The organism is Allopontixanthobacter sediminis (genome assembly GCF_009828115.1).
In the GTDB taxonomy this organism is placed as follows: domain Bacteria; phylum Pseudomonadota; class Alphaproteobacteria; order Sphingomonadales; family Sphingomonadaceae; genus Allopontixanthobacter; species Allopontixanthobacter sediminis.
On the sequence record NZ_WTYL01000002.1, the window covers coordinates 927,214 to 951,762 of the forward strand.

The following is a 24,549-nucleotide window of genomic DNA, read 5'->3' on the forward strand; positions in this document are numbered from 1 at the left end:
ATCACTGCCGGCGCCGGGCCGTGAGGATGTAATTCAGCGCCATATCGTCCGACAGATGCAGACCCTTTAGCGGGCCGAAAGCAATCCCGCGCATCTCGGTGATCTCCAGCCCGGCGGCGTGGAGCAGATCTGACAATTCGTCCGGCGTGATGAAATCGTCCCAGTGATGGGTGCCCTTGGGGACAAGGCCCACGGCTTCCGCGCCTTCGACCAGCAGCAGGCGAGAGGCGGCGGTGCGGTTTGGGGTGGACAGGGTCATCAACCCGCCGGGCGCGAGATGCCGGACCAGTTGCGCCACGAAGCGCGGCTTTTCGGCAACATGTTCGATCACTTCCATGCAGGTCACAAGGTCGAACTGGCCAAGGCCGAGGTCGCCGAGTTCGCCGTGACGGTAATCGATCGCCAGTTCCGATCCCGAAGCATGCGCCGAAGCCACCGCGATGTTTTCCGCCGCGGCATCGACGCCGGTCACCTCCGCGCCAAGCCGCGAAAAGGGTTCGCACAGCAAGCCCGCGCCGCAGCCGACATCCAGTGCGGACTTGCCCGCCAACGGGCGCACGCTCTCGATATCACCGGCCCAATGCAGGTCGACCGCATGCCGGATAAAGCCCAGCCGGACCGGGTTCAGCCGGTGGAGCATGGCGGAGGAGCCCTTGGGATCCCACCACTCCCGCGCCAGCGCGCCGAAATGTGCGGCTTCGTCCGGCCGGATGGTTGCGGGGCCGATAGTTGCCGGAGAAACCGGTTCAACACTTACAGTTGCATCGCTCATGCTGCACCCTTAACAGCCACCTGCAATTGGTTCCAGCAGAGAGGCACAGCAGACTTTGGCGCGGATCGTGATGAAATTCGGCGGCACGTCGATGGCCGGCACCGAGCGTATTCGCCGGGTCGCGGGGATTGTACGCCGCCAGCAGGCCGCCGGGCATTCGGTTGCGGTAGTGGTCAGCGCCATGGCCGGCGAGACCGACCGGCTGGTCAATTTCTGCCGCGAGGCGAACCCGCTGTTCGATCCAGCGGAATACGACGTGGTGGTGGCCAGCGGCGAACAGGTTACCTCGGGCCTGTTGGCGCTCACACTTCAATCGCTCGGCTGCAAGGCGCGCAGCTGGCTCGGCTGGCAGATGCCGATCAGCACGATCGAAGCCCATGCCAAGGCGCGTGTCGCCAATATCGACGCCGCGGAACTGATCGCGTCGATGGACGCGGGCGAGATCGCGGTCATTCCCGGTTTCCAGGGCGTCTCGGACTCGGGCCGGATCACTACGCTGGGGCGCGGCGGATCGGATACCTCCGCAGTTGCCGTGGCGGCGGCCATCGGCGCGGATCGCTGCGACATCTACACCGATGTCGACGGGGTTTACACCACCGACCCGCGGATCGTCGCCAAGGCGCGCAAGCTGAAAGCGGTAACTTACGAGGAAATGCTCGAACTGGCGTCGGTCGGAGCGAAGGTACTTCAGACCCGCTCGGTCGGGCTGGCGATGAAGAGCGGTGTGCGGGTGCAGGTCCTGTCGTCCTTCATCGACGATGACGCCACGCCGGCAGACGATCTGCCCGGCACAATGATCGTCTCCGAAGCGGAGATGGAACAACTTCTGGAGAATGGTGAAATGGAACGCCAGCACGTTACCGGCATCGCGCATGACAAGAACGAGGCGAAGATCATCCTGACCCGCGTTCCCGACAAGCCCGGCGCGGTGGCGCATATTTTCGAACCGCTTGCGGCCGCGTCGATCAACGTCGACATGATCATCCAGAACGTGGGCCGCGACAAGGGCGAGACCGACGTGACCTTCACCGTGCCGCAAACCGACCTCGCGCGCGCGCAGGCCCTGCTGGAAGACCAGCGCGGCACCATCGGCTTCAACCGGATCATCACCGACAGCAAGATCGCCAAGATCAGCGTCGTCGGTGTGGGCATGAAAAGCCATGCCGGTGTCGCCAGCACCATGTTCCGCGCGCTCGCCGACCGGGGGATCAACATCCAGGCAATCACGACCTCGGAAATCAAGGTCAGCGTGATGATCGACGAGGACGAAACCGAACTCGCAGTCCGCGTGCTGCACACCGCTTACGGTCTGGACGCACCGGACATTGTCGGGGACGAAGCGGCGTAGGGCGGGGCATGTCCTACACCCACAAGATCCTGCTGCTCGGTTCGGGCGAGCTAGGGCGGGAGTTCACCATTTCTGCCAAGCGGCTCGGCTGCCATGTGACGGCGTGCGACAGCTATGCCGGCGCGCCCGCGATGCAGGTGGCGGATGCGTTCGAGGAGTTCTCCATGCTCGATGGCGATGCACTGCGCGCGGTCATTGCCCAGCACGCACCGGATTTCGTAGTGCCCGAAGTGGAAGCGATCCGCACCGAAGTGCTGGCCGAACTGGAGACGGAAGGGGTTAACATCGTGCCGTCCGCCCGCGCGGCGCAGCTGACCATGAACCGTGATGCGATCCGCGATGTCGCGGCGCAGGAGCTGGGGCTCACCACCTCGCGCTACAAATATGCCGAGAGCCTCGAGGAAGTGCGGGCGGGCGCCGAATTCACCGGGCTGCCCTGCGTGATCAAGCCGGTCATGTCCTCCAGCGGCAAGGGCCAGAGCACCGTTCGAAGCACCGAAGAACTGGAAGCGGCGTGGGACTATGCCCGCGCCAACATGCGGGGCGACCGGGCACGGGTGATTGTCGAACAATTCGTCGATTTCGATTACGAGATCACTCTGCTGACCGTGCGCACTCGCGAGGGGGTAATCTTCTGTCCGCCGATCGGTCACCGGCAGGAACGCGGTGATTACCAGGAAAGCTGGCAGCCCGCCGCGATGTCGGACGCAGCGATTGCCGCAGCGCAGGAAATGGCAGCAAAGGTGGTCGATAACCTTGCGGGAGACGGCGCAGGCTACGGCCTGTTCGGGGTCGAGTTCTTCGTCAGGGGCGACGAGGTGATCTTCTCGGAACTGTCACCCCGGCCGCACGACACCGGGATGGTCACGCTGATCTCCCAGAATTTGAGTGAGTTCGACCTGCACGCCCGCGCGATCCTTGGTCTGCCGATCCCGGCCCCGATCCGCGCGCGCCCCGCCGCGTCGGCCGTGATCCTGGCGGATCGGGACAGCGACACCCTGTCGTACGGCGGTCTGGCGGAGGCGATGGCGGGCGGCGCGGACATCCGCATCTTTGGCAAACCGACCGCGCGGCCTTACCGCCGGATGGGCGTTGCGCTGGCCGCGGCGGGGACTACCGACGACGCCAGGCAGACCGCAGCGGATGCGGCGGGCAAGGTTCGCCTGATATATGACTGAACCGACACCCGCGTATGACCAGCCTGTCACCGGCAGGACCTAATCGTTTCACATAGAACGGATAGCGGCGCTGCAACCTTTCAGGGAGCATCCAATGTCCAGGTTCACTTCACTTCACGCCGCTTTGCTGTGTTCGGCTATTTTCATACCTGGCGCGGCTCAAGCCCAGCCGGTCGATGAGAGGGGTTCCGCCGCGGATGACACCACCATTGTCGTCACCGCACAAAAGATCGAACAGCGCGCCGTCGATGTGCCGATCACCATCTCGGCAGTCAGCGGCGAACGGATCAAGGAGCTGGGGGTCAGCGATCTCGACGAATTGTCGAACTATATTCCCGGCCTCAATATCCAGGAGCAGAGCGCCAACAATCCCGGCATCGTGATCCGCGGCATCACGTCGGACAGCGGGTCCGCGCAGCAAGGACCACGGGTCACGCTGTATTACAACGGCGTCGATATCTCTCGCTCGCGCGGTTCCTACCAGTCGATTTACGATTTGGAGCGGGTCGAGGTGATCAAGGGACCGCAGGCGACCCTCTTCGGCACTGCTTCGGCGGTCGGCGCGATCAGTCTGGTATCGGCGAAGCCCCGCCCCGGTCTCTCGGCCGAAGTGACTGGAGGGTACGGCAATTTCGACCAGACATTGGTTGGCGGCTATATCAATGCCGGATCGGACGTGGTGGCAGGCCGGATCGCGTTCGAATGGCGAACGCGCGACGGCTATGTCGAAAATTTGGCCGCCTCGCAGGAGGAAGAGCTTTATGCGCAGGACCAGCTTGGCGTCCGGGCTTCGCTACGCTTCACGCCGATCGACGCGCTGACGATCGACCTCACCGGCACGTATGACCGCCAGCGCAACGGCGGCACCCCGTTCATTTCCGGCACCTTCCCGACGGAGGCCGGCCCCGCCAATCCGTTTGGCCCGGCCAATCTGGGCGGCTCCCCGTTTTCGGCAGACCCATTGGGCGATGCGCAATTGGGCCTGGTCCGCGATGTCTATGATGCAAATTTCACGCTGGCTTATGAATTTGCGGACGGGTGGACCTTTACCACCGTCAACGGATACCGCGAATTCGACAGCGCCGAGGTGTTCGATGCCGACGGCAGCGCCGCTCCGTTCCTTGAATTTGCCGAGATCGCGGTTGGTTCGCAATTCAGCCATGAGGCCCGCTTCAGCTACAACGATCCTTCATGGCGAGCGTCCTTCGGGTGGAATTATTTCACCGAGGATGGTCGCCAGAACGTGCCGTTCTCGACCGAGGAAGGCGTGTTCCTGCAATGCCTGACCACTATTTTCGGCGCGCCGCTGATCCCCGGGATACCGTGTGTCGACAGCAACGGCGTGGTGACCGCAGCGCAAGTGACGGCGCTAGCTACCGGCGGGTTGGCGACAGCGATTCCCTACCGGTCGGAGTTCGAGAACCAGGGCGACAACCAGAGCTATTCGGTGTTTGCCGATGCGACGTGGATCCCCGTTCCTTCGCTGGAGGTCACGGCGGGCGTGCGCCTGCTGATCGAACAGCGCAAATCGGGATATTTCGCTAATGTGCCCCGCTCGGCGCTTTCGGGTGGTCTTTCGCTGATACCCGGGCAGATCGACACTGCCGGAGAGACTTACGAGGCCGATGGCAGCTTTTCGGCGGTCCTGCCGCGCATGAACGTTCTTTACCGCATATCCGACGATGTGAATGTCTTTGCCACCGTGTCCAAGGGTCGCCGGTCGCCGGTGGTGCAATTGAGCGCGGCGCGTGTTGGCGGGGTGGCCGCCCCCAACCTTCAAGTGGTGCCGCAGGAAACGGTATGGAACTACGAAGTCGGCCTGAAGGGTGCAGCGGGCATCCTGTCCGGATCGCTCGGCGTCTATTACCAGAAGTATGACGGGTTCCAGGTCAGCGTCACCCAATCCGATGGCACCACGCGGACGGAAAGCGCTGGCAAGGCGAGCAACTTCGGTGTCGAGGCGGAAGTGCAGCTGCGACCGACCGACTGGCTCAGCGTCTTTGCCAATGGTGGCTATATCGACGGCGGGATCGACGAAAACAATGATTTCGCTCCGGTTTTTTCCGGTGCACGTTTTCGCCTGCAGCCGGAATGGCAGGCCGCAGCCGGCTTCACCATCGATGCGCCGATCAGCGATGGGATCCGCTTCTTCGCTACCCCCAGCGTGACCTATCGCAGCCGGATATTCTTCGAATTGCCCAACAACCCGGTTACTTCGCAGGATGCTGTCACGCTGTTCAATGCCCGGGCAGGCGTCAGCTTTGCAAACGAGGCCTTCGAATTGGCCGGGTTCATTCGCAACGCTTCGAACGAAGATTATCTGCTGGATGCTGGCAATACCGGCGGCGCGTTCGGTATTCCGACCTTCATTCCGGCAGAGCCGCGCTTCTACGGGGTGCAGGTCACGGCCCGCTACTGATCGCGCGAACACCGGGCACACCAAAAGGAAACCTCCCCGTGCGGATGGCACGGGGAGGTTTCTTGCGACCCGATATCGGGCTCGGGATTATTTCACGTCGAACCGGTCGGCGTTCATCACCTTGGTCCATGCAGCCACAAAGTCCTTCACGAACTTTTCTTCATGGCCGGTCTCGGCATAGACTTCGGACACCGCACGCAGCTGCGAGTTGGAACCGAACACCAGGTCGGTGCGGGTTGCCGTCCAGCGTTGTTCGCCGGTTGCGCGGTCGGTACCGGTGAATTCTTCGTCGCCGCTGGTATCGACCGTCTTCCACGCGGTCCCCATATCCAGCAGGTTGACGAAGAAGTCGTTGGTCAGCTTGCCCGGACGGTCGGTCAGGACCCCGTGCTTGCTGTTTCCGCTGTTGGCGCCGAGCACCCGCAGGCCACCGACCAGTACGGTCATTTCCGGGATCGACAGACCGAGCAGGCTGGCGCGGTCGACCAGGATATCCTCGGTCTTCACACTCATCCGGCCCTTCAGGTAATTGCGGAAGCCATCAGCCTGGGGCTCGAGCGGTTCGAAGCTGTAGGCATCCGTCTGCTCGTCGCTCGCATCGCCGCGACCGCCGGTGAACGGGACGGAGATGGAGAACCCGGCATCATGCGCCGCTTTCTCGACCGCAGCTGTCCCGGCCAGAACGATGGCATCAGCCATCGACAGATTGCCGCGCAGCTCGTCGATCTTCACCAGCACCTTGGAAAGCTCTGCCGGATCGTTGACCGCCCAGTCTTTTTGCGGGGCCAGCCGGACCCGGGCACCGTTGGCACCGCCACGGTGATCCGACTTGCGATAGGTGGAGGCCGAAGCCCATGCCGCCTTGACCAGTTCGGATGTCGTCAACCCGCTGCCCAGGATCGCCGACTTGAACGAGGAGACATCGCCATCCGATGGCATTTTGCCGGCGGGGACCGGATCCTGCCAGATCAGTTCCTCTTCCGGCACTTCTGGGCCGAGATAACGGACCTTGGGGCCCATATCGCGGTGGCATAGCTTGAACCACGCACGGGCGAAGGCATCGTCCAGCGCCGCCTGATTGTCGCGGAAGCGTTCGGAAATCTTGCGATATTCCGGGTCCATCTTCAGCGCCATGTCGGCGGTGGTCATCATCGTCGGGACCTTCTTGGAAGGATCGCGCGCATCCGGCGCCATGTCTTCCTGCTCGGCATTGACCGGCTGCCACTGCTGCGCTCCCGCCGGGCTCCGCACCAGTTCATAGTCATATTTGAACAGCAAGCGGAAGTAATCGCCGCCCCACTGTGTCGGGTTGGGGGTCCACGCACCTTCGAGGCCGGAGGTGGTGATATGGCCCTTCTCGATCTGCTCCGCATCGGTAGCCCAGCCGAAGCCCATAAGTTGAAGCGCTTCGGATTCGGGCGCTCCGCTCAATTGGTCGGCGGGCACTGCGCCATGGCATTTGCCGAAGGCGTGGCCGCCGGCGGTGAGGGCCACGGTTTCCTCGTCGTTCATTGCCATCCGGTCGAACGTCTCGCGCATGTCGCGAGCGGATTGGAGCGGATCAGGATTGCCGCCCGGACCTTCCGGATTGACGTAAATGAGGCCCATCTGGATCGCCGCGAGCGGATTTTCCAGTGCCTTGCCTTCATCGGGATGGATGCGGGTTTCAGCGCCCTGATCGACCCACATTTCTTCCGTGCCCCAATAGACATCGGTTTCCGGTGCGAACACGTCCTTGCGACCGCCGCCAAATCCGAACACGGGGCCACCCATCGATTCGATCGCGACATTGCCGGTCAGGATGAACAGGTCGGCCCAGCTGATATGCTTGCCGTATTTGCGCTTGATCGGCCACAGCAGGCGGCGCGCCTTGTCGAGGTTGCCGTTGTCGGGCCAGCTGTTAAGCGGCGCAAACCGTTGCTGTCCGCTGCTCGCGCCGCCGCGGCCATCCGCGGTGCGGTAGGTGCCCGCGGCGTGCCACGCCATACGGATGAAAAACGGGCCGTAATGGCCGTAATCCGCCGGCCACCAAGGCTGGCTATCGGTCATCAGCGCCGTCAGGTCATCTTTCAGCGCCTGATAGTTGAGGGTGTTGAACGCCTCGGCATAATCGAAATCGTCGCCCATCGGATCGGGCGAGGCGCCGTTCTGGGTAAGGATTTCCAACTGCAGCGCGTCGGGCCACCAGTCGCGGTTGGTGCGACCGAGTAGCGAACGAAAGCCGCCGTCTTTGCCGCCCATCGGGCAACCCGATGCCTGGGGGTCTGCTTCAGCCATGATTCCATCTCCTTTTAAGATTATTTTACCGTTATAGCAGAAGGCCTGATATTACTCGAAACGATTAACGCCATTAACCTGATCGTTTTATGCGATCACAGATGAGGTTAAGGGCCAGTCACTTCATGACACTCCGGATGCCAGCATAATTTGACCGCCATGTGGCACCGCCCTAAGGCGCAGGCGCAATTTTACCCGGAGCCGCAATGACCGCTTATCCCAAGACTTCCGCCCTGATGCAGCGCGGAACCGACTTCCTCGGCAGCGAATTCGCGGTTCTGTGCGGCGCGATGAGCTGGGTTTCGGAGCGGAACCTGGTGTCCGCGATCAGCAACGCAGGCGGATTCGGCGTGATTGCCTGCGGGGCGATGACCCCGGACCTGCTCGACACGGAAATCGCCGAGACGAAGAAGCTCACCTCCAGGCCGTTCGGCGTGAACCTCATCACCATGCACCCGGCGCTGTTCGACCTGATCGACGTTTGCGCCCGGCACGGGGTCACGCACGTGGTCCTGGCAGGCGGCATTCCGCCCAAGGGCAGTGTCGAGGCGATCAGGGCATTCGGGGCCAAGGTCATCGTTTTCGCGCCGACGCTGGCGCTCGCGAAGAAGCTGCTACGCCAGGATCGCGGAGCCGGCGGCGATGCGCTGGTGATCGAGGGCATGGAAGCCGGCGGCCATATCGGCCCGGTGTCGACCAGCGTGCTGGCACAGGAATTCCTGCCGGTGTTGGCGGAAGACCACTTGGTGTTCGTGGCCGGCGGGATTGGCCGCGGGGAAGCCATCGCCGGCTATCTGGAGATGGGCGCAGTTGGCGTCCAGCTCGGTACCCGCTTTGCCTGCGCAACCGAAAGCATCGCGCATGAGAATTTCAAGAAAGCGTTCTTCCGCGCCAGCGCCCGCGACGCGGCTACCAGTGTGCAGGTCGACCCGCGGCTGCCGGTAATTCCGGTGCGTGCCCTCAAGAACAAGGGCACCGAGGAATTTACCGCCAAGCAGATCGAAGTGGCCAAGCTGCTCGACAGCGGCACCATCGAAATGACCGAAGCGCAGCTGCAGATCGAACAGTATTGGGCGGGCGCGCTGCGCCGGGCGGTGATCGACGGCGATATCGAGAACGGTTCGATCATGGCGGGCCAGTCGGTCGGCATGTTGAAGGAAGAAGAGCCAGTCGCGGACATCATGCAGCAACTGATGTCGCAGAGCGAAGCGGCCCTGTCGCGCCGGTAACATGGCCGATCCGCTTGTCCTGACCCTCAGCTGCGCGGACCGGCCCGGGATTACCGCCCGGGTCACGTCTTTCCTGTACGAACGGGGCGGCAACGTGCTGGAAGCGCAGCAGTTCAACGATCAGGTCGGGGCGGCGTTCTTCATGCGGGTCGAGTTCGATCCGGGCAGTGCAGAGCGCGAGACACTGCGCGTGGAATTTGCGCCGTTGGCCCAAGAATACGGGATGCGCTGGAAACTGGTGCTGCGCGACCGCCCGCGCCGGGTCCTGATCCTGGTCAGCAAGTTCGATCACTGCCTGGCGGATTTGCTCTACCGCCACCGCGTCGGCGAATTGCCGATGGAGCCGGTTGGGATCATCTCCAACCATCCGCGAGATGCGATCAGCCACACGCATATTGGCGATATTCCATTTCACCACCTGCCGGTCACTGCGGCGACGAAGGACGAGCAGGAAGCGCAGGTCCGCCTGATCGCACAGGACACTGCGGCGGAGCTGGTCGTGCTGGCGCGCTACATGCAGATACTGTCGGACGAGCAGTCCGCGTTTTTCGCGGGCCGCTGCATCAATATCCATCACAGCTTCCTGCCCGGCTTCAAGGGTGCCAAACCCTATCATCAGGCCCATGCGCGGGGGGTGAAGATGATCGGGGCGAGCGCGCATTATGTCACGACCGATCTCGATGAAGGTCCGATCATTCATCAGGCGGTGGAACCAATCAGTCACGCTGATAATCCGGACGATCTCGTCCGCAAGGGCCGCGAGATCGAAAGCCGTGTGCTGGCCGAGGCGGTACGGTTGCACCTGGAAGAACGGGTGCTGCTCAACGGCAGCAAGACGGTGGTATTTCGCAGCTGACATGCCATATCGCTGAAGCAATCAGACCGGGGGGTAGGGGCTTGATGGACAATTCGAATGCGGCTCCGGTCAGGAAAACGGTCTGGTCCCGCGCCCGCGCAATGGCTGAATTGGCCCCGCCGGAACGCAACCGCTACGTCGATTTCCTTCGCGCGCTGTCCATTCTCGCGGTCGTTGTCGGACATTGGCTGGTCGCGGCCCCCTATATCGAAGACGGCGCCGCGCAGGGCGGGCATTTGCTTGGCATCCTGCCATGGACCCAGTGGCTGACCTGGGGGTTCCAGGTCATGCCGCTATTTTTCCTGGTCGGCGGTTTTTCCAACGGCGTCTCGTGGTCCGCGAACCGGCGGCAATCGAGCACCTATGCCCACTGGTTCACCAGCCGGTTCCGGCGCCTGATCTATCCGGTCCTGCCGCTGTTCCTGATCTGGACGGTAATCGCGGTGTTCGGGACCGCGCTAGGCGTGGAACGGCAGATCGTCGCGTTGGCAGCGCAATTGGCGCTGATCCCGGTGTGGTTCCTGTCGGTCTATATCATGGTCACCGCTGCCGTTCCGCTGACCCATGCGGCGTGGAAGCGGTGGGGGCTCGGTTCGTTTTTCGCACTCGTTGCCGGGGCGGTTGCGGTCGATATCGCCACGTTCCAGTTCGGTGTGCCGCATGTCAAATTTGCCAATTTCGCCTTCGTGTGGCTGGCAGTGCACCAGCTCGGCTATGCTTGGGGCGAAGGCTATTTCGCCCGGCCCGCGCGAGCCTTCGCATGGGGACTAACCGGGCTTGCCGCACTGCTGGCGCTGGTGTTCATCGGCCCCTATCCCGTGGCGATGATCGGCGTTCCGGGAGAAGCGACCACCAATTCGATGCCGCCGACACTGGCGCTGCTGGCGCTGGGCATCATGCAAACCGGCTTTGCCCTGGCGCTGGAGCCGCAGGCGCGCCGGATGCTGGCCAATATTCGCATCTGGACCGGAGTGGTGCTGATCAACGGCATGATCATGACGATTTACCTGTGGCACCTGACTGCTTTCGTGCTGGTGATGGTGGCGGCGTATCTGCTCGGCGGAGTGGGGCTGGAAGTCGCCCCTGGCAGCGGGGCGTGGTGGCTAGCCCGGCCCGTGTGGTTCGCGCTGTATATCGCGGTGACCCTGCCGCTGGTGATGATCTTCGCCCGGTTCGAACAGGCGAAGGAGAACCCGGCGGCGGCGGCCAAGGGCGACGTGCCGCACTGGCGTCTCGGTGTCGGTCTCGCGCTCGCCTGCGTCGGCCTGGCCTCGACCGCCGTCCTCAGCATCGCCAGCCCGCTGGGGGTGACCGGGGTACGGCTGTGGATCGTGGCGTTGCCGTTCATTGGCGCGGCGCTGGTCCGGTTCGGACCGGTTTACGACCTGACCCGGCGGAGGGCCTGATTGCGCTGCGAACAGCTGGACTTAAGCCGCTATGGACGCCGCCGGTCCGGCTGATAGACTGCTGCGCTGCAATGTGTTGAAATCAGGAGCCTCCCCCCATGTGCGACAGAACGACCCCCGCCGAATATGATACCACCAACGCTGACTGGCGCGAAGCAGCGATGGCGGGCTTCAGCCGCCGCCAGTTCGGCGCGATAGGCGCCGCTGGGGCTGCCGCGACACTGGCGGCCTGCGCGGGGGTCGACCGGGCTACCGCAAGCGAAGGCGGCCTGACGGAAAGCAATGTCACCATCCAGACGCCCGATGGAATGATGGACGCGTTCTTCGTGCGTCCCGCCAGCGGTAAGCACCCCGCGGTAATCTGTTGGCCTGATATCGCGAGCTTGCGTGATGCCTTCATGATGATGGCCCGCCGGACCGCCGCGGAAGGCTACTCCGTGCTCGTCGCCAACCCCTATTACCGCGACACGAAGGCTCCGCAATTCGCCGACTTCGCTGAATTCCGCACGGACGGCGGTTGGGACAAGGTCGGCCCGTGGCGCGCCAAGCTGACCGCCGAAACGATCACCCGCGACGCGAAGGCACTGATCGGCTGGCTCGACGCGCAGGACAGCGTCGACACGGCGCGCGGCATCGGCACCGAGGGTTATTGCATGGGCGGCCCGTTTACCGTGTGGACCGCTGCGGCGGTGCCGACGCGGGTAGGCGCGGCGGCGTCCTTCCACGGCGGCGGACTGGTGGGGGACAGCCCGACCAGCCCGATCAACCTGCTCGATGTCACCCGTGCCAGCCATCTGATCGCCATCGCCCAGAACGATGATGCCAAGGCGCCCGATGAAAAGACCAAGCTAAGGGCTGCCGCGGAGGCGACCGGCACTCCGGCGCAAATCGAAGTCTATGCCGGCGACCATGGCTGGACCGTCATCGACAGCCCCGCCTATGCCAAGGAAGCGGCGGAAAAAGCCTATGCCGACAAAATGGCGCTGTATTCGAAACTTTAGGTTGGTTCGGGGTTAATCCGTGGGGGAGGGAAAAATGCGCATACTCACACTTGGCATGGCGGCAGCGGCGCTGCTCGCGAGCGGTTGCATGTCACCGCAGGGCGCTGCATTGCGCGATGCGTCAGCCGCATCGCGATCCCCCGATGCCGGCATGGCACTGGATCCGGCGCGGATTGACCGGACGCTGGAGACCATGGTGGAGGAAGGCCGGGTCGCCGGCGCTTCCGTCATAATCTGGAAAGACGGCAGTGAAGCCTATTTCAAGGCCGCCGGAATGGCGGACCGCGAAGCAGAGAAGCCGTTCACCCGCGACACGCTGGTGCAGATATTTTCCATGACCAAACCAGTGACCGGCGTGGCGCTGATGACTTTGTGGGAACAGGGCAAGTTCGGCCTGGACGATCCGCTTTCGGACCACCTGCCGCAATTCGCCGCCCTTAAGGTCGCGGACGGGATGGACGCCGAGGGCAAGATGATGCTGCGTGACCCGGCGCGGCCCGTGACCATTCGCGACGTGCTGCGCCACACGGCCGGCTTTACGTACGGCGGCGGCGAACGTCCGGCGGACAAGGCCTGGCAGCGGCTCGACCCGCTATCCGCCGACAAATCGCTCGCCGAATTTGGCGCGTTGATACCGCAGGTGCCGCTGCTTTACGATCCGGGGGAACAGTGGGAATACAGCGCGGCGGTGGATGTGCAGGCGCTGCTGGTGGCCCATTTCTCAGGTATGCCGTTCGACGCCTATGTGCGGAAAGCGATATTCGAACCGCTAGGTATGAAGGATTCCTCATGGGCGCCGCCGCAGGACCAGCTTGCGCGCCTCGCGATGATCTACGAAGCGGCTGACGGCGCGCCGCTCAGCCCGATGGACCGGGAGGTCTGGCTGACGCCGAATTTTCGCGGCAAGCCGATGCGAATGGGCGGTTCGGGTATCGTTTCCACGGTGGACGATTACCTGCGTTTCGCCCGGATGCTGCTGGGCGAGGGCGCTTTGGGGGATACACGCATCCTAAGACCCTCGACCGTCCGCCTGATGGCGACCGATCACCTTGATCCGCGAATGACCGAGCGCGGCTGGCTGCCGGGCAAGGGACAAGTCGGCTTCGGCTTCGACTTCGCCGTCCGGATCGCCCCGCCTGCAAGCGCCGAGGAGAACGCCGGTGCGGTTGGCGAATTTTTCTGGGATGGCTGGCCATCGATGCTGTTCTGGGTCGACCCGGCCAACGACATGGCGGTGGTGTTCGCAGTGCAGAAGGTGCCGTTCGACATGACCCTGCACCATGATATCCGTGAGGCAGTGTACGGAGATTTCGTTGACCCGCGCGGGCCTGATCCGCAGTAATTGTTCGGCCCGAACCCTGGCATGACGCCGCCGGGCACAGTCCGGTTTTGCTTGCCGTGATGCGCCTGGGCGTTACGATGACAGGCTAGGGTTTATAGGGGTATTTCATGGGCTACGTTCTTGGCTTCGCGCTTATTCTGCTGGTCGTCCTGTTGTTTTCAATGGTGCGGGTCGTCAAGCAGGGCTTCGTCTATACGATCGAACGGCTCGGCAAATACACTCTCGCTGCTCAGCCGGGCCTGCATTTCCTGGTGCCGTTCATCGACCGCGTCGGTCACAAGGTGAATATGATGGAGCAGGTCCTGGACATCCCCGGCCAGGAAATCATCACCGCAGACAACGCGATGGTCGGCGTCGATGCCGTGGTGTTTTTCCAGGTGCTGGACGCGGGCAAGGCGGCTTACGAGGTGGCCAATCTGTATGGCGCGATCATGGCGCTGACCACCACCAACCTGCGCACCGTGATGGGCAGCATGGATCTCGACGAGACCCTATCCAAGCGCGACGAGATCAACGCCCGGCTGCTGGTGGTGGTGGACGAGGCGACTTCGCCATGGGGCATCAAGATCACCCGGGTGGAAATCAAGGATATCCGCCCGCCGCTCGACATCTCGGAAGCGATGGCGCGCCAGATGAAGGCCGAGCGCCTGAAGCGTGCCGAGATCCTCGAGGCCGAGGGTGACCGTGCCAGCCGCATCCTGCGCGCCGAGGGGGAAAAGCAGTCCGCAATCCTGTCCGCAGAAGGCAAGAAGGAAGCAGCCTTCCGCGATGCCGAGGCACGCGAGCGTGCCGCCGAAGCCGAGGCGCGGGCGACCCAGGTGGTTTCCGACGCCATCGCCGGGAGCGGGAACGCAGCCATCAACTATTTCATCGCCCAGGAATACACCAAGGCCGTCGGCAAGTTCGCGACCAGCCCGAATGCCAAGACCATCCTGTTCCCGATCGAGGCAACCCAGCTGATCGGCTCGCTTGGCGGGATCGGCGAGTTGCTGGGCGACGTAATGAAACCCGGGACGGGCAATGTCACCACCCAGCTCCCGGAAGCCGACCCGCGCGAACGGGTGCGGGTGCCGCGGGCCGGTGAAACGAGAGCGGCGGTTCCGCGCAGCGGGGATAGCTGACGATGGACGATCTTGGCTCGCTTGATCCGCACTGGATATGGCTGTCGATCGGCCTTGTGCTGGCCGCGCTGGAAATGGTCGTACCAGGGGTCTACCTGATCTGGCTCGCCTTGGCGGCGCTGACTACCGGTGTGCTGACCTTCGTGCTCGACCTCGGCGTAGCGGTGCAGGTGACCAATTTTATCTTCCTGTCGTTGATCGCCGTTGTTTCCGCCAAGCGCTGGCTGCGCGACCGGCCGATCACGAGCGTTGATCCGCTCATGAACGACCGCCAGGGCCGGATGATCGGACAAAGTGCCGTGGTGACCGTAGCGATCGAGGGCGGTGCCGGCCGGGTCCGCTACGGCGACAGTGAATGGGCGGCGCGCGGTCCCGACCTGGCAGTAGGTGTCCGGGTCCGGATCACCGGCGCGGATGGCACCCGCCTGGTGGTCGAACCTGCACCGCTGCTCGACCAGGTCAAGCCGGCCGACGAACCGGGGATCGGCCCCGAGCCGACCTGAGCTTAAGCTCCGCCGCCCGGCATCCGCTGCGCAAACCGGCCGTGCTTGCGGTACTTGACCATCCAGCGTTCGAGGAACAATTCCAGCGGACGGGGGTCGATACCCAATTTATGAATTCCGGGATGTTTCCCTGACGGCACGTTGCCTTGCTTCAGAAGGATCCACTGGTCACGGCCCATCGGGGTACCGGGCAGCGCGGCGAAGATGCCTGAGACGGTATCGGGCATTTCGATAAATATCCGCTTGCGGCCTTGGGCAGCGGCAATGCGCTGGTGCAGTTCCAGCATGGTGATCGCCTCGTCCCCGGCGATTTCGTAGGTCTTGCCGCCGTGTGTGCCGGGGTTGGCCAGAGCCGCCACCACCGCATCCGCCGCGTCATCAACGAACAGCATCTGCAGTGGGGCGTGCGGAGCGAACACGGGCAGGACCGGCAGGGTCGAGATCATACCCGAAAATAGCGCGAGAAACCCGTCGTCTTCGCCGAATAGCAGTGACGGGCGAAGGACCGTCGCCGAAGGAAACGCCGCGAGCACGTCCAGTTCGGACTGGGCCTTGGCGCGCGCGTATTCCGCTTCTGAATTCAGATCGGCCCCGATGGCGCTGATATGGACCATTGCCCCCGCGCCCGCGTCCGCCGCGGCCTCCGCGACATTCTCCGCCCCTCCCGCGATCAGCTGCATCAAATCGCCGTCGAAGGCACCGACCAGATTGACCACCGCGTCCGCCCCGATCATCGCCGCCTTCACGCTGGCGGGATTGGTGACATCGCAACGCGCGAACTGGATCTGGCCGAGGTTTGCCAGAGGTTTGAGGACAAACGCCTTTTCCGGGTTGCGGCTGGCAATGCGCAGACGTGCGCCCTGATCCAGCAGCGCCTGGGCGACATGGCGCCCGAAAAATCCGCTTCCGCCGGTGATCACCACCAGCTTGTCCTGCAACGTCCTGCCGCTAGCCATCGTTATCCGCCTGTCCGATCCGGGTAATACCTGTGCGCGCCATGCCGGAATGCCGCCCCTATCGCAACCGTTCGCGCCGCACATTCGTCATCCAGCCACGAGCAATTGCGAGCGGCACCCCGCATTCTGATTGACACGACCGCAACCGCTTCGCTATCGGCCCCCTCCTACCCGCGGCCCGGCTTCGAAGTCCGGACCGCTCCGGTGCCCAGATGGCGGAATTGGTAGACGCACCAGCTTCAGGTGCTGGCGTTCGCAAGGACGTGGAGGTTCGAGTCCTCTTCTGGGCACCAATAATTTGATCGCCGGCGCTCGCTGGCGATTTCCAAACCCCTTGAAATCGTGTATAAAAATGTCAGTTTTGATCGCTGGCGATCGTTGACGTTCGTTATAGGCCTGGGGGCCTCGGGGGCCTTTCTTGCCCTGAGGCCCCCGCGCAAAACGGGCCTGGTGACGCCATTTCTGGAGGCGAGGCCCCATGGCGTTGACTGATCTACTAGTGAAGCAAGCGAGCCCCAGGGAACGCGATTTCAAAATCTCGGACGGCGGCGGGCTCTATCTGTTGGTGCGGCCCAACGGGTCAAAGCTATGGCGGATGAAATACCGCCATTACGGCAAGGAAAAGAAGTTGTCGTTCGGCAGCTATCCCGAGGTGGGGCTGAAGCAAGCGCGCCTGCTGCGCGATGAAGCGCGCGTCGAGATCGGCCGCGGAGGTGACCCGGCGCGCCGCAAGCGCGAGGAAAGGATCGCCGCCTACATTCGCGCAGGAGACACGTTCGCAGCGGTTGCCTTCGAATTCATCGCCAAGCGCGAGGCCGAAGGTTTGGCGATGGCAACGCTGGTCAAGTCGAACTGGCTCGCAAGCGTTCTGAACAAGTCGATCGGTCACCGGCCAATCGCCGAGATCACGCCGCACGAGATGCTCAGCGTGCTCAAGAAATACGAGAGTGATGGCCATTACGAGAAAGCCCGGCGCCTGCGTAGCTTCGCCTCGCGGGTGTTCCGATACGCGGTGTCGACGCTCCGCGCCGAGCACGATCCGTGCTCTCCGCTCAAGGGCGCGCTGATCTCACCCAAGGCCAAGCACTACGCCGCCATCACCGATCCGGTCGAGCTTGGCGGGTTACTGAGGGCGATAGATGTTTACGAGGGGTACCCAAGTACGCGCTTCGCGCTTCAGATCGCGCCTCACGTGTTCGTTCGGCCCGGCGAACTCCGTCACGCAGAGTGGGACGAACTGGACTGGGACGCCGCGGTCTGGCGCATTCCGCCAGGTAAGATGAAGTCCCGCCGCCCACACGCGGTGCCGCTTTCGCGTCAGGTGCTCGCGATCTTGCAGGAAGTGCGCGGGATCAACGGCGGGTCAAATTACATCTTTCGATCGCTTCACGCGCGTGGCCGCCCGATGAGCGAGAACACAGTCAACGGCGCGCTCAGAAGGATGGGCTACACTGGAGACGAGATGACTGCGCATGGAATGCGCGCCACAGCATCAACTTTGCTTAATGAATCTGGGCTATGGAGCCATGACGCGATCGAACGCGCCTTGGCCCACCAAGACAACAATGTCGTCCGCGGCATCTACCATCGGGGCCAGCACTGGGAAGAACGCGTCCGCATGGCGCAGTGGTGGAGTGACTTCCTCGATCAGCTTCGTGCTAACGGGGCTAAGCGCGGGGAGAAAGACAGTGGCGGTTAAGCGAACAGTTCGACCGGTCAATGCAATTTCGGTCCGAGACAAACGATTTCGGCGAGTGGTGCCGCTTGCCAAGACTCGTTTGGAGGTGCCGCTTATTGCCGAGGGCGTCATAGCCGATCTTCGCAAGGGATGTCTGACGAGCCTCGCTGAGTACCTCCGCGTCAATCGGGGCATCCCTGATAGTAGGATTGCCGCGGAACTTTGCGAGCTGATCGCCGGGAAGCCAAGCCGCACCAAATACAGGGTTCTGGTTATCGAAGCCCCTCGAAAGAAGGGCGCGCCATCAAAAACGCCGGGCAAAAAGCCGACCAAGACGCAGCTGGCGCAATCGGCCTCATTTCGAATGCATGTAGAATTGGGAGACAAGCCCCAATTTGCAGCAGAGAACGCTGCAGAGAAGAAGAACACCACCGCTGGAGCGATCCTCCGGTCAGTGAACGCGGTGGAAGAGTACGAGCAATATACCGTCGCGCAGGCAGAGGAACATGCCTCACGCGAAGCCAAGCACGAGCAGGTACAGGTGATGAGAGAAGCGGCGCTCGCCGCGCTGCGCGATGACACAAACGCTGCCTTGGCGGGCCCTGAATCAGATAAGTGTCGCGACTAAAGCGAGTCAAGCCGATCGTAGCGAACTAGCGCGGCCTCACCTAACTGGAGGCGGTCCTCAGCAGATGGAGCCGCTCACATGTCGTTCAATCCCACTAACCCCCAGCCCTTAGTTTTCTCGATCAAAGAGGCAACGCAAGTAAGTAAGCTCGGCAAGACGCGGATCTATGAACTGATCGCTACCGGTCAGCTCCAGGTTACGCGCATTGGCCGCCGCACGCTGGTGCGTGCCGATTCGCTCCGCGCTCTGATCACGCCCGCCGACTAAGCAGAGGGCCTATTTAGGTCACCGCTTGGCGGTGACCGGTGGCTGCCGATCATGACACGTCGATACGATCCGCGCCGTGCGCTGCCGCACCTGAGCTACACTCGGGAGCAGCTTGCCGGCACATTCAAAGTCACTTTGACGACAATCTGGTCCTGGACGAAAAAGGGGCTGCACCCGATCGACAGGAAGCGGCCATACCTCTTCGCTGGTGGTGACGTTCGCAAATTCCTGCAGGCGCATAACAAGCCGCGCCAGCCCACCGGACCAGGCCAGATCTATTGCGTTGCCTGCAAGCAAGTGACCCAGCCCGCTGGGAAGGTGGTCGATTTTATCGCGCTCAGTCCGACGAATGGCGACTTGGTCGGCCGCTGTCCCAACTGCTCGCGGCGCATATTTCAGCGCGTTCGCACTGCCGATATCGCGACTAAAGCGGGTTCTCTTACCGTTCGCTATGAGGGTGATGTCGCAACTATAAACACAGATGCTGAGCCTTCTCGTACCGAACCTTTGAACGAGGGGGGGGTGTGATGCGCTTCAATCCCGACAACGAGCGCGTCAAGCGTCGCTACTTCCATGAGCTTCGCGAAGCCGACGGGCTTGCCGAAGTTACGATCGACCATGCTGCCAGGGCAATTGCCGAATTTGAGCGGTTTAATGATTGGGCGGAGTTCAAGCTCTTTCGCTCAGGGGACGCCAGCAATTATCGAAAGCATCTGCTGGCGGCGGGCGGGAAACGTGCGAGCGCTTTGAGCAACCGCTCAACGGTCCACACAAAACTCATGCAGGTACAGAAGTTTTTCACCTGGCTGTCGAAACAACCTGGTTTCAAGTCGCGGATAAGCCCCGCCGATGCAAAGTACTTCAAGCTGTCCAACCGCGACCGGCGACTGGCTAGCGAACGGCCCCTAAAGCCGACGCCGACGGTAGAGCAAGTCAAGCATGTGATCCTCTCTATGCCCGCGATGACCGATCTCGACAAACGCGACCGCGCCTTGATCGCGTTGCTCCTCCTCACCGGCATTCGGGTGTCCGCGGCTATTACATTGAAACTTAAGCACGTCCGAACAGACGGGAGCATCTTTCAGGACGCGCGCGAGGTCAAAACAAAATTCGCCAAGACGCAGACGACTTACTTTTTCCCCGTCGGCGAAGAGATCCGGCAGATTTTTGCGGACTACGTGAGTCATTTGCGGAAGACACTGCTGTGGGGCGATGACGATCCACTTTTTCCAATGACGCATCAGGCTCTCGATGAGCAGCGTTGGCTTAGGCCGATTGGCTTGTTGAAACAGCACTGGAAGACGTCCGATCCTGTGCGGCACATTTTCAAGCGCGCGTTCGAAGCGGGCGGGGTTCCCTATTACACGCCGCATTCGATCAGACGGACGCTCGCTCGTCTCGGGGAGCGGCTCTGTAACACTCCGGAACAAATGAAGGCCTGGTCGCAAAACCTTGGTCACGACGAGCTTATGACGACCTTTAGCTACGGTGCCGTGCCGCTTCAGCAACAGGCGACGATTCTCTCCTCTATCGAGGCAAATCCGCCTGCGAAAGAGGCGCAAGATCTCCGTCAACTCGCGGAGATACTCTCCCAACCCAGCATCCAAGCCTTAATTAACGGGATCAACAACAAAGAGAAATGACATGCCCTTGGAACAGCAGATTACGCGCCGCGAACAATCGTTCGACTATGACGGAATCGCGCGATTGGGAGAGCGCAAGGCTCTAAACTGTGTTTCTTTTTAAGAGCCGCCCAGCGATCCCAACAGCCTCGAGAAATTGAAAGAAACGATAAGATGTCAAATTTTTTCCAAAAACCGCTTTTTGCCCTTTCCGACATCACCACGGCTTTCAAACGTCAGCTCGGATTTGCGAAACAGATTATGGAGGAGGATTGGAATAATTGGGTCAATTTTGATAGGGTCGATGAGGAAGACATCGTCCCTTGTCTCTATTGCCCCTTTGAGCCGCTGCATCTCAACGTTGAAACTACTTCAGTACGGCGGGTCATTGAAAACGGGGCCACTTGGTTGGAAAGCCGCACTCCCTTCGTTGGAGACTCAGAATTTTGGCATTTTTGGGTCGGTAAACCGGACTACAATATGAAGGGCGAAATCATTCGCCGCGAGCTTGTGTTGGTTGAAAGTGATGGAGACCAATACGACGCGAGCGACCATTTTCTTGAACGGATCTTCGCCATCGAGAATATTTTGAAACGGCAGGGCGAGTTCATCAAAGAATTTGAGGCTTCCGTGCCTAGCCTGCTCCAAATTGAGCTTCTTAAGCGCAAGTCGTCGCAGCTTATCACCCTTGTCGATTACTGAGCCTATCGAGGAAAGGTGCGGGCCTGCGGTATTGAGGGAGGGGCCCCACATGGGGCCCTTTGCCTATCTAATTGGCACACTTCACCGCGAGCGCTCCACACCCGTGGAATGGATATCGGTCCTGCTACAGGACTCGCCTCAATAAATGGAGCCGGGCAGTTAGCCGCAGTCAGCATTTGAGCGACAAGGGGGCGCAAAGCATCCCGGCACGCCTAGATGGTCGTTTCTCAGGGTCGACGTTATGTAACTGCAAACCGCGTTCCTCAGCGGACGATCGCGCGCCGGTATCCTGCAGCGCGCGCTTCGGCTTCAGAGCAGAAAATTTCCTCAGGGCGGGTCACGTCGTAATATGGCATACCGGGCAAGTGGTAGATCCATTGACCCTTGCGATTGCGGTTACCCTTGATGGTGCAGCCATAAGACTTGGCTTGCTGAGCCTGTGGTCTGCGCTGCGCAGTTAAGCGCTGTTCGCGATTTTCCGCCGCTATCTCAGGTCCATGCCGAAATTCGCTGGGAGTGACGAAGGTCGAACTCCAGATGCCAGCTCGATCCGCTTTGGCTCTTGTTTCGATCGCGACATAATCTGAACTGTATTCGCGGTAAGCTACGGCCCATCCATATTCGACCATTGTCGCATTGAGGGAAGATCCGAGAGTATTGCACACACTCAGATGGCGGCCGTGGATGTCGACAGCATCGCTGGAGCACTCCACCCGCTTGCCCTCGACTAGGCTTTTTAGGTTGAGCTTGGCTTCCTCGCCGCATGGCCATTCCTTGCCGTCTGTCTGGCAGGTCTGCGCAAGCTCCGGAGCATCGATACCGAATAGGCGGATCTGGCGACCGTCTATCACCAGGGAGTCTCCATCTCTCACCTCCGCGGTGCCCGCGAAAATCTCGGCCTGTGCAGGAACAGCAAGTGCGCCAATAATCAGCGATCCAACAAGTCTAATGCGTCGCATGCCCAACCTTCTACCGAATGCTGATGCTATATTGGCCGCGCACAGTTTAAAATCCTTTAAGCGCTTCAAAGCATTGCCTCTTTGCAGTCTATACGACATTCATTGGCGATGCACCGCACATTTGTCTCACTCCGCGCCTCCGAAGTAAGTCGGGTGAGCGATGCCGAGCTTTACGGCCAGCTTGCTGGAAAACTATCATTTGCGGTCGAGCCTGCGCAGCGTTCCGCCTGGAATTATCAGATCACGCATTTGCGCGAACTTGCCCGGCAATTACCTGACGCGCATTTCTCGATGGAGTTTCTGATCCCAAGAATGGGGCGCCGGGCGGATCTCATCGTGCTTCACTCGGGCATCATCTTTGTCGTCGAATACAAAGTCGGATCGAAGAGCTTTGATCGATCGAGCCTCAATCAGACTTACGGCTACGGTCTCGATTTGAAGCACTTCCACCAGCCGAGTCACGACCGATCCATTGTTCCGATCCTGGTGGCCACAGAAGCGGCTGGTGAACAGTCATGCGCGCTGGAATGGGACGATGACGGGCTCGCCCAACCTCAAAGGGTAAATTCAGAGGAGCTTGCTCCTCTGATCAATTTCACCAGCCGAGTTTACGGTGAAGGCGGTTTTATCGATCCAGCCGCATGGCTTGCCGGCCGTTACCGGCCAACACCGACGATCGTGGAAGCCGCGCAGGCTTTGTATAGTGGTCACGATGTCGAAGAGATCTCCCGCTCAGAAGCCGGCGCAGAAAATTTGACCAAGACGGCTGACTATGTGTCGGCAGCGATTGAGGATGCCAAGAACAACAAGAAGAAGATCATTTGCTTTGTTACCGGCGTCCCCGGGTCCGGGAAGACGCTCGCAGGTTTAAACCTAGCGACCGCACGGCAACGATCGCATTCCGATGAGCATGCAGTGTTTTTGTCTGGCAATGGTCCACTGGTCGCCGTGCTTCGGGAGGCGCTGGCGCTTGATGCTGTTGCCCAGTCAAAGGCGAGCGAGAAACCGAGTTCGAAGGTTCTGGAAAAGAGAAGGGCTTCGGCGTTTATCCAAAACATCCATCATTTTCGCGATGATGCACTGACATCGGCTCTGGCGCCGGATGAGAAGGTTGTGGTGTTTGATGAAGCACAGCGCGCCTGGGATGTCGCGCAAACATCAAAGTTCATGCAGCAGAAGAAAGGCCAGGTTGGATTTTCCATGTCCGAGCCTGAATTCTTGCTCAGTGTAATGGACCGTCATCGAGATTGGTGCGCGATTGTCTGCCTGGTTGGTGGCGGCCAAGAGATCAATACTGGTGAAGCGGGCATCGATGAATGGCTCAGGGCATTGGAAAGGTCGTTTCCGCATTGGGAGGCGCACATTCCTGATGCTCTTAAAACGAGCATTAAATTACCTGGTCAGGTGCACGCGCCCTCACTTCACCTGGCGACCTCGATCCGCTCGTTTCGCGCTGAGAAACTATCGGATTTTGTTGGGCACGTGATCGATGGTGATGCCGACGCCGCCAAGCGGGTCCATGCAGAGCTCTCTGACTATCCGCTATTGATCACGCGGGATCTCGACCAGGCTCGAGAATGGCTTCGTTCGCAAAGACGGGGAGCAGAGCGGGCTGGGCTGCTTGCTTCATCAAACGCGGCGCGCCTCAAGCCGCACGGCGTGTTTGTGAAGGCTAAGATCGAACCTGAGAAGTGGTTTCTAGCTGAGGTTGGTGACGTTCGCTCTTCAGATGCCTTAGAGGATGCCGCTACCGAGTTTGACGTCCAAGGTCTTGAACTTGATTGGGCGTGCCTCTGCTGGGATGCCAATCTTCGCTGGACCGACGGTGCTTGGGAAACGCTCCAATTCCGCGGGTCGCAGTGGCAGGCAGTTAACGATCCTGAGCGACAGTCATACATTGCCAACTCTTATCGGGTGCTATTGACGAGGGCGCGGCAGGGTCTGGTGGTCTTTGTGCCTGATGGAGCCGAGAATGATCACACGCGGCCATCGAAAGTATATCAAGAGATCTACGAGTTTCTTAGAGAATGTGGGTTTTCCAGTATTTAGGTGTCAATCTAAGCTGGTCAGCCAAATTTCTCTACTAAGGGCAGGAAGTGGGCCAATTGCGGACCGGCAGTTCTCTGCAGGCTCGCATTATAACCGGAATTTCATGGATCTATAGAGCAGCTGGCTCATGATCAGCGGGTGTTAGGTTGGAGCCTGGAAAATTGAAGAAAACGCCCTCCGCGTCGGTTACAAGGGCATATACGATCAGTGATAGTACAATGGGGCAACCGCGATGA

At 61.1% G+C, this 24,549-nt stretch carries 21 protein-coding genes and 1 tRNA gene; 18 read left to right on the forward strand and 4 right to left on the reverse strand.

Annotated elements, in window-relative coordinates:
* Position 1: 1 nt before the first annotated feature.
* On the reverse strand, positions 2–772 hold the full coding sequence (gene ubiG / locus GRI65_RS10145; RefSeq protein WP_160756371.1) for a bifunctional 2-polyprenyl-6-hydroxyphenol methylase/3-demethylubiquinol 3-O-methyltransferase UbiG: 771 nt from the start codon (positions 770–772) through the stop codon (positions 2–4).
* 55 nt (positions 773–827) lie between these two features.
* Here ubiG and GRI65_RS10150 point away from each other — a divergent pair, with 55 nt between their 5' ends.
* The 3 genes from GRI65_RS10150 (at position 828) to GRI65_RS10160 (ending at position 5,717) form a co-directional block, all read left to right on the forward strand.
* A complete protein-coding gene (locus tag GRI65_RS10150; RefSeq protein WP_160756372.1) occupies positions 828–2,120 on the forward strand; it encodes an aspartate kinase in 1,293 nt (430 codons plus the stop codon).
* Between the two features lie 8 nt (positions 2,121–2,128).
* Positions 2,129–3,298: a formate-dependent phosphoribosylglycinamide formyltransferase gene (gene purT / locus GRI65_RS10155; RefSeq protein WP_160756373.1), complete on the forward strand. Its 1,170-nt coding sequence runs from the start codon at positions 2,129–2,131 to the stop codon at positions 3,296–3,298.
* 94 nt (positions 3,299–3,392) lie between these two features.
* Positions 3,393–5,717 carry a TonB-dependent receptor gene (locus GRI65_RS10160; protein ID WP_160756374.1) on the forward strand — a complete coding sequence of 775 codons (2,325 nt, stop codon included), beginning with the start codon at positions 3,393–3,395 and terminating at the stop codon, positions 5,715–5,717.
* A gap of 87 nt (positions 5,718–5,804) precedes the next feature.
* Here the strand turns inward: GRI65_RS10160 and katG are convergent, their stop codons facing one another.
* Positions 5,805–7,994 carry a catalase/peroxidase HPI gene (gene katG / locus GRI65_RS10165; RefSeq protein WP_160756375.1) on the reverse strand — a complete coding sequence of 730 codons (2,190 nt, stop codon included), beginning with the start codon at positions 7,992–7,994 and terminating at the stop codon, positions 5,805–5,807.
* Between the two features lie 206 nt (positions 7,995–8,200).
* Here katG and GRI65_RS10170 point away from each other — a divergent pair, with 206 nt between their 5' ends.
* The 7 genes from GRI65_RS10170 (at position 8,201) to GRI65_RS10200 (ending at position 15,452) form a co-directional block, all read left to right on the forward strand.
* Complete coding sequence (locus GRI65_RS10170) at positions 8,201–9,223, forward strand: NAD(P)H-dependent flavin oxidoreductase (protein ID WP_160756376.1); 1,023 nt, start codon at positions 8,201–8,203, stop codon at positions 9,221–9,223.
* Position 9,224: 1 nt separating this feature from the next.
* Positions 9,225–10,079: a formyltetrahydrofolate deformylase gene (purU, locus tag GRI65_RS10175; protein WP_160756377.1), complete on the forward strand. Its 855-nt coding sequence runs from the start codon at positions 9,225–9,227 to the stop codon at positions 10,077–10,079.
* Positions 10,080–10,123: 44 nt separating this feature from the next.
* On the forward strand, positions 10,124–11,485 hold the full coding sequence (locus GRI65_RS10180) for an acyltransferase family protein (RefSeq protein ID WP_160756378.1): 1,362 nt from the start codon (positions 10,124–10,126) through the stop codon (positions 11,483–11,485).
* A 98-nt stretch (positions 11,486–11,583) separates the two neighbouring features.
* Positions 11,584–12,486, forward strand: coding sequence for a dienelactone hydrolase family protein (locus GRI65_RS10185; RefSeq protein WP_160756379.1), 903 nt, complete (start codon positions 11,584–11,586; stop codon positions 12,484–12,486).
* A 34-nt stretch (positions 12,487–12,520) separates the two neighbouring features.
* Positions 12,521–13,828, forward strand: coding sequence for a serine hydrolase domain-containing protein (locus GRI65_RS10190; RefSeq protein ID WP_232844034.1), 1,308 nt, complete (start codon positions 12,521–12,523; stop codon positions 13,826–13,828).
* Positions 13,829–13,935: 107 nt separating this feature from the next.
* Positions 13,936–14,949: an SPFH domain-containing protein gene (locus tag GRI65_RS10195; RefSeq protein WP_160756380.1), complete on the forward strand. Its 1,014-nt coding sequence runs from the start codon at positions 13,936–13,938 to the stop codon at positions 14,947–14,949.
* Between the two features lie 2 nt (positions 14,950–14,951).
* Positions 14,952–15,452: an NfeD family protein gene (locus tag GRI65_RS10200; protein WP_160756381.1), complete on the forward strand. Its 501-nt coding sequence runs from the start codon at positions 14,952–14,954 to the stop codon at positions 15,450–15,452.
* 2 nt (positions 15,453–15,454) lie between these two features.
* On the opposite strand, the gene GRI65_RS10205 is transcribed toward GRI65_RS10200, so the two are convergent.
* Entirely contained in the window at positions 15,455–16,408 is a 954-nt protein-coding gene (locus GRI65_RS10205; protein WP_160756382.1) for an SDR family NAD(P)-dependent oxidoreductase, read from the reverse strand.
* A gap of 206 nt (positions 16,409–16,614) precedes the next feature.
* On the opposite strand from GRI65_RS10205, the gene GRI65_RS10210 reads away from it, so the two are divergent.
* From GRI65_RS10210 to GRI65_RS10240, 7 genes are all read left to right on the forward strand, one after another.
* Positions 16,615–16,701, forward strand: a tRNA-Leu gene (locus GRI65_RS10210).
* 185 nt (positions 16,702–16,886) lie between these two features.
* Positions 16,887–18,107 carry a tyrosine-type recombinase/integrase gene (locus tag GRI65_RS10215; RefSeq protein ID WP_160756383.1) on the forward strand — a complete coding sequence of 407 codons (1,221 nt, stop codon included), beginning with the start codon at positions 16,887–16,889 and terminating at the stop codon, positions 18,105–18,107.
* Positions 18,108–18,162: 55 nt separating this feature from the next.
* Complete coding sequence (locus GRI65_RS10220; RefSeq protein WP_160756384.1) at positions 18,163–18,714, forward strand: hypothetical protein; 552 nt, start codon at positions 18,163–18,165, stop codon at positions 18,712–18,714.
* A 78-nt stretch (positions 18,715–18,792) separates the two neighbouring features.
* Entirely contained in the window at positions 18,793–18,981 is a 189-nt protein-coding gene (locus GRI65_RS10225) for a helix-turn-helix domain-containing protein (RefSeq protein ID WP_160756385.1), read from the forward strand.
* Positions 18,982–19,032: 51 nt separating this feature from the next.
* Positions 19,033–19,509 (forward strand): helix-turn-helix domain-containing protein, encoded by a 477-nt coding sequence (locus GRI65_RS10230; RefSeq protein WP_160756386.1) that lies wholly within the window; start codon positions 19,033–19,035, stop codon positions 19,507–19,509.
* Entirely contained in the window at positions 19,509–20,624 is a 1,116-nt protein-coding gene (locus GRI65_RS10235; RefSeq protein WP_160756387.1) for a tyrosine-type recombinase/integrase, read from the forward strand. Before GRI65_RS10230 ends, GRI65_RS10235 begins: the two co-directional genes overlap by 1 nt.
* 153 nt (positions 20,625–20,777) lie before the next feature.
* Entirely contained in the window at positions 20,778–21,305 is a 528-nt protein-coding gene (locus tag GRI65_RS10240) for a hypothetical protein (RefSeq protein WP_160756388.1), read from the forward strand.
* Positions 21,306–21,568: 263 nt separating this feature from the next.
* Here GRI65_RS10240 and GRI65_RS10245 read toward each other — a convergent pair whose 3' ends face one another.
* A complete protein-coding gene (locus tag GRI65_RS10245) occupies positions 21,569–22,333 on the reverse strand; it encodes a thermonuclease family protein (RefSeq protein ID WP_202391244.1) in 765 nt (254 codons plus the stop codon).
* Between the two features lie 39 nt (positions 22,334–22,372).
* Between GRI65_RS10245 and GRI65_RS10250 the strand changes: the two genes are divergently transcribed.
* On the forward strand, positions 22,373–24,313 hold the full coding sequence (locus tag GRI65_RS10250) for a DUF2075 domain-containing protein (RefSeq protein WP_160756389.1): 1,941 nt from the start codon (positions 22,373–22,375) through the stop codon (positions 24,311–24,313).
* The last annotated feature ends 236 nt before the right edge of the window (positions 24,314–24,549 follow it).

What these genes read in the sequence shown, in the direction of transcription:
- GRI65_RS10205 (WP_160756382.1), bottom strand. Translation starts at nt 16,408, where the DNA reads ATGGCTAGCGGCAGGACGTTGCAGGACAAGCTGGTGGTGATCACCGGC.
- GRI65_RS10160 (WP_160756374.1), top strand. Translation starts at nt 3,393, where the DNA reads ATGTCCAGGTTCACTTCACTTCACGCCGCTTTGCTGTGTTCGGCTATT.
- GRI65_RS10170 (WP_160756376.1), top strand. Translation starts at nt 8,201, where the DNA reads ATGACCGCTTATCCCAAGACTTCCGCCCTGATGCAGCGCGGAACCGAC.
- GRI65_RS10190 (WP_232844034.1), top strand. Translation starts at nt 12,521, where the DNA reads ATGCGCATACTCACACTTGGCATGGCGGCAGCGGCGCTGCTCGCGAGC.
- GRI65_RS10195 (WP_160756380.1), top strand. Translation starts at nt 13,936, where the DNA reads ATGGGCTACGTTCTTGGCTTCGCGCTTATTCTGCTGGTCGTCCTGTTG.
- katG (WP_160756375.1), bottom strand. Translation starts at nt 7,994, where the DNA reads ATGGCTGAAGCAGACCCCCAGGCATCGGGTTGCCCGATGGGCGGCAAA.
- GRI65_RS10200 (WP_160756381.1), top strand. Translation starts at nt 14,952, where the DNA reads ATGGACGATCTTGGCTCGCTTGATCCGCACTGGATATGGCTGTCGATC.
- GRI65_RS10185 (WP_160756379.1), top strand. Translation starts at nt 11,584, where the DNA reads ATGTGCGACAGAACGACCCCCGCCGAATATGATACCACCAACGCTGAC.
- GRI65_RS10180 (WP_160756378.1), top strand. Translation starts at nt 10,124, where the DNA reads ATGGACAATTCGAATGCGGCTCCGGTCAGGAAAACGGTCTGGTCCCGC.
- purT (WP_160756373.1), top strand. Translation starts at nt 2,129, where the DNA reads ATGTCCTACACCCACAAGATCCTGCTGCTCGGTTCGGGCGAGCTAGGG.
- GRI65_RS10250 (WP_160756389.1), top strand. Translation starts at nt 22,373, where the DNA reads ATGCACCGCACATTTGTCTCACTCCGCGCCTCCGAAGTAAGTCGGGTG.
- ubiG (WP_160756371.1), bottom strand. Translation starts at nt 772, where the DNA reads ATGAGCGATGCAACTGTAAGTGTTGAACCGGTTTCTCCGGCAACTATC.
- GRI65_RS10215 (WP_160756383.1), top strand. Translation starts at nt 16,887, where the DNA reads ATGGCGTTGACTGATCTACTAGTGAAGCAAGCGAGCCCCAGGGAACGC.
- GRI65_RS10225 (WP_160756385.1), top strand. Translation starts at nt 18,793, where the DNA reads ATGTCGTTCAATCCCACTAACCCCCAGCCCTTAGTTTTCTCGATCAAA.
- purU (WP_160756377.1), top strand. Translation starts at nt 9,225, where the DNA reads ATGGCCGATCCGCTTGTCCTGACCCTCAGCTGCGCGGACCGGCCCGGG.
- GRI65_RS10235 (WP_160756387.1), top strand. Translation starts at nt 19,509, where the DNA reads ATGCGCTTCAATCCCGACAACGAGCGCGTCAAGCGTCGCTACTTCCAT.
- GRI65_RS10240 (WP_160756388.1), top strand. Translation starts at nt 20,778, where the DNA reads ATGTCAAATTTTTTCCAAAAACCGCTTTTTGCCCTTTCCGACATCACC.
- GRI65_RS10230 (WP_160756386.1), top strand. Translation starts at nt 19,033, where the DNA reads ATGACACGTCGATACGATCCGCGCCGTGCGCTGCCGCACCTGAGCTAC.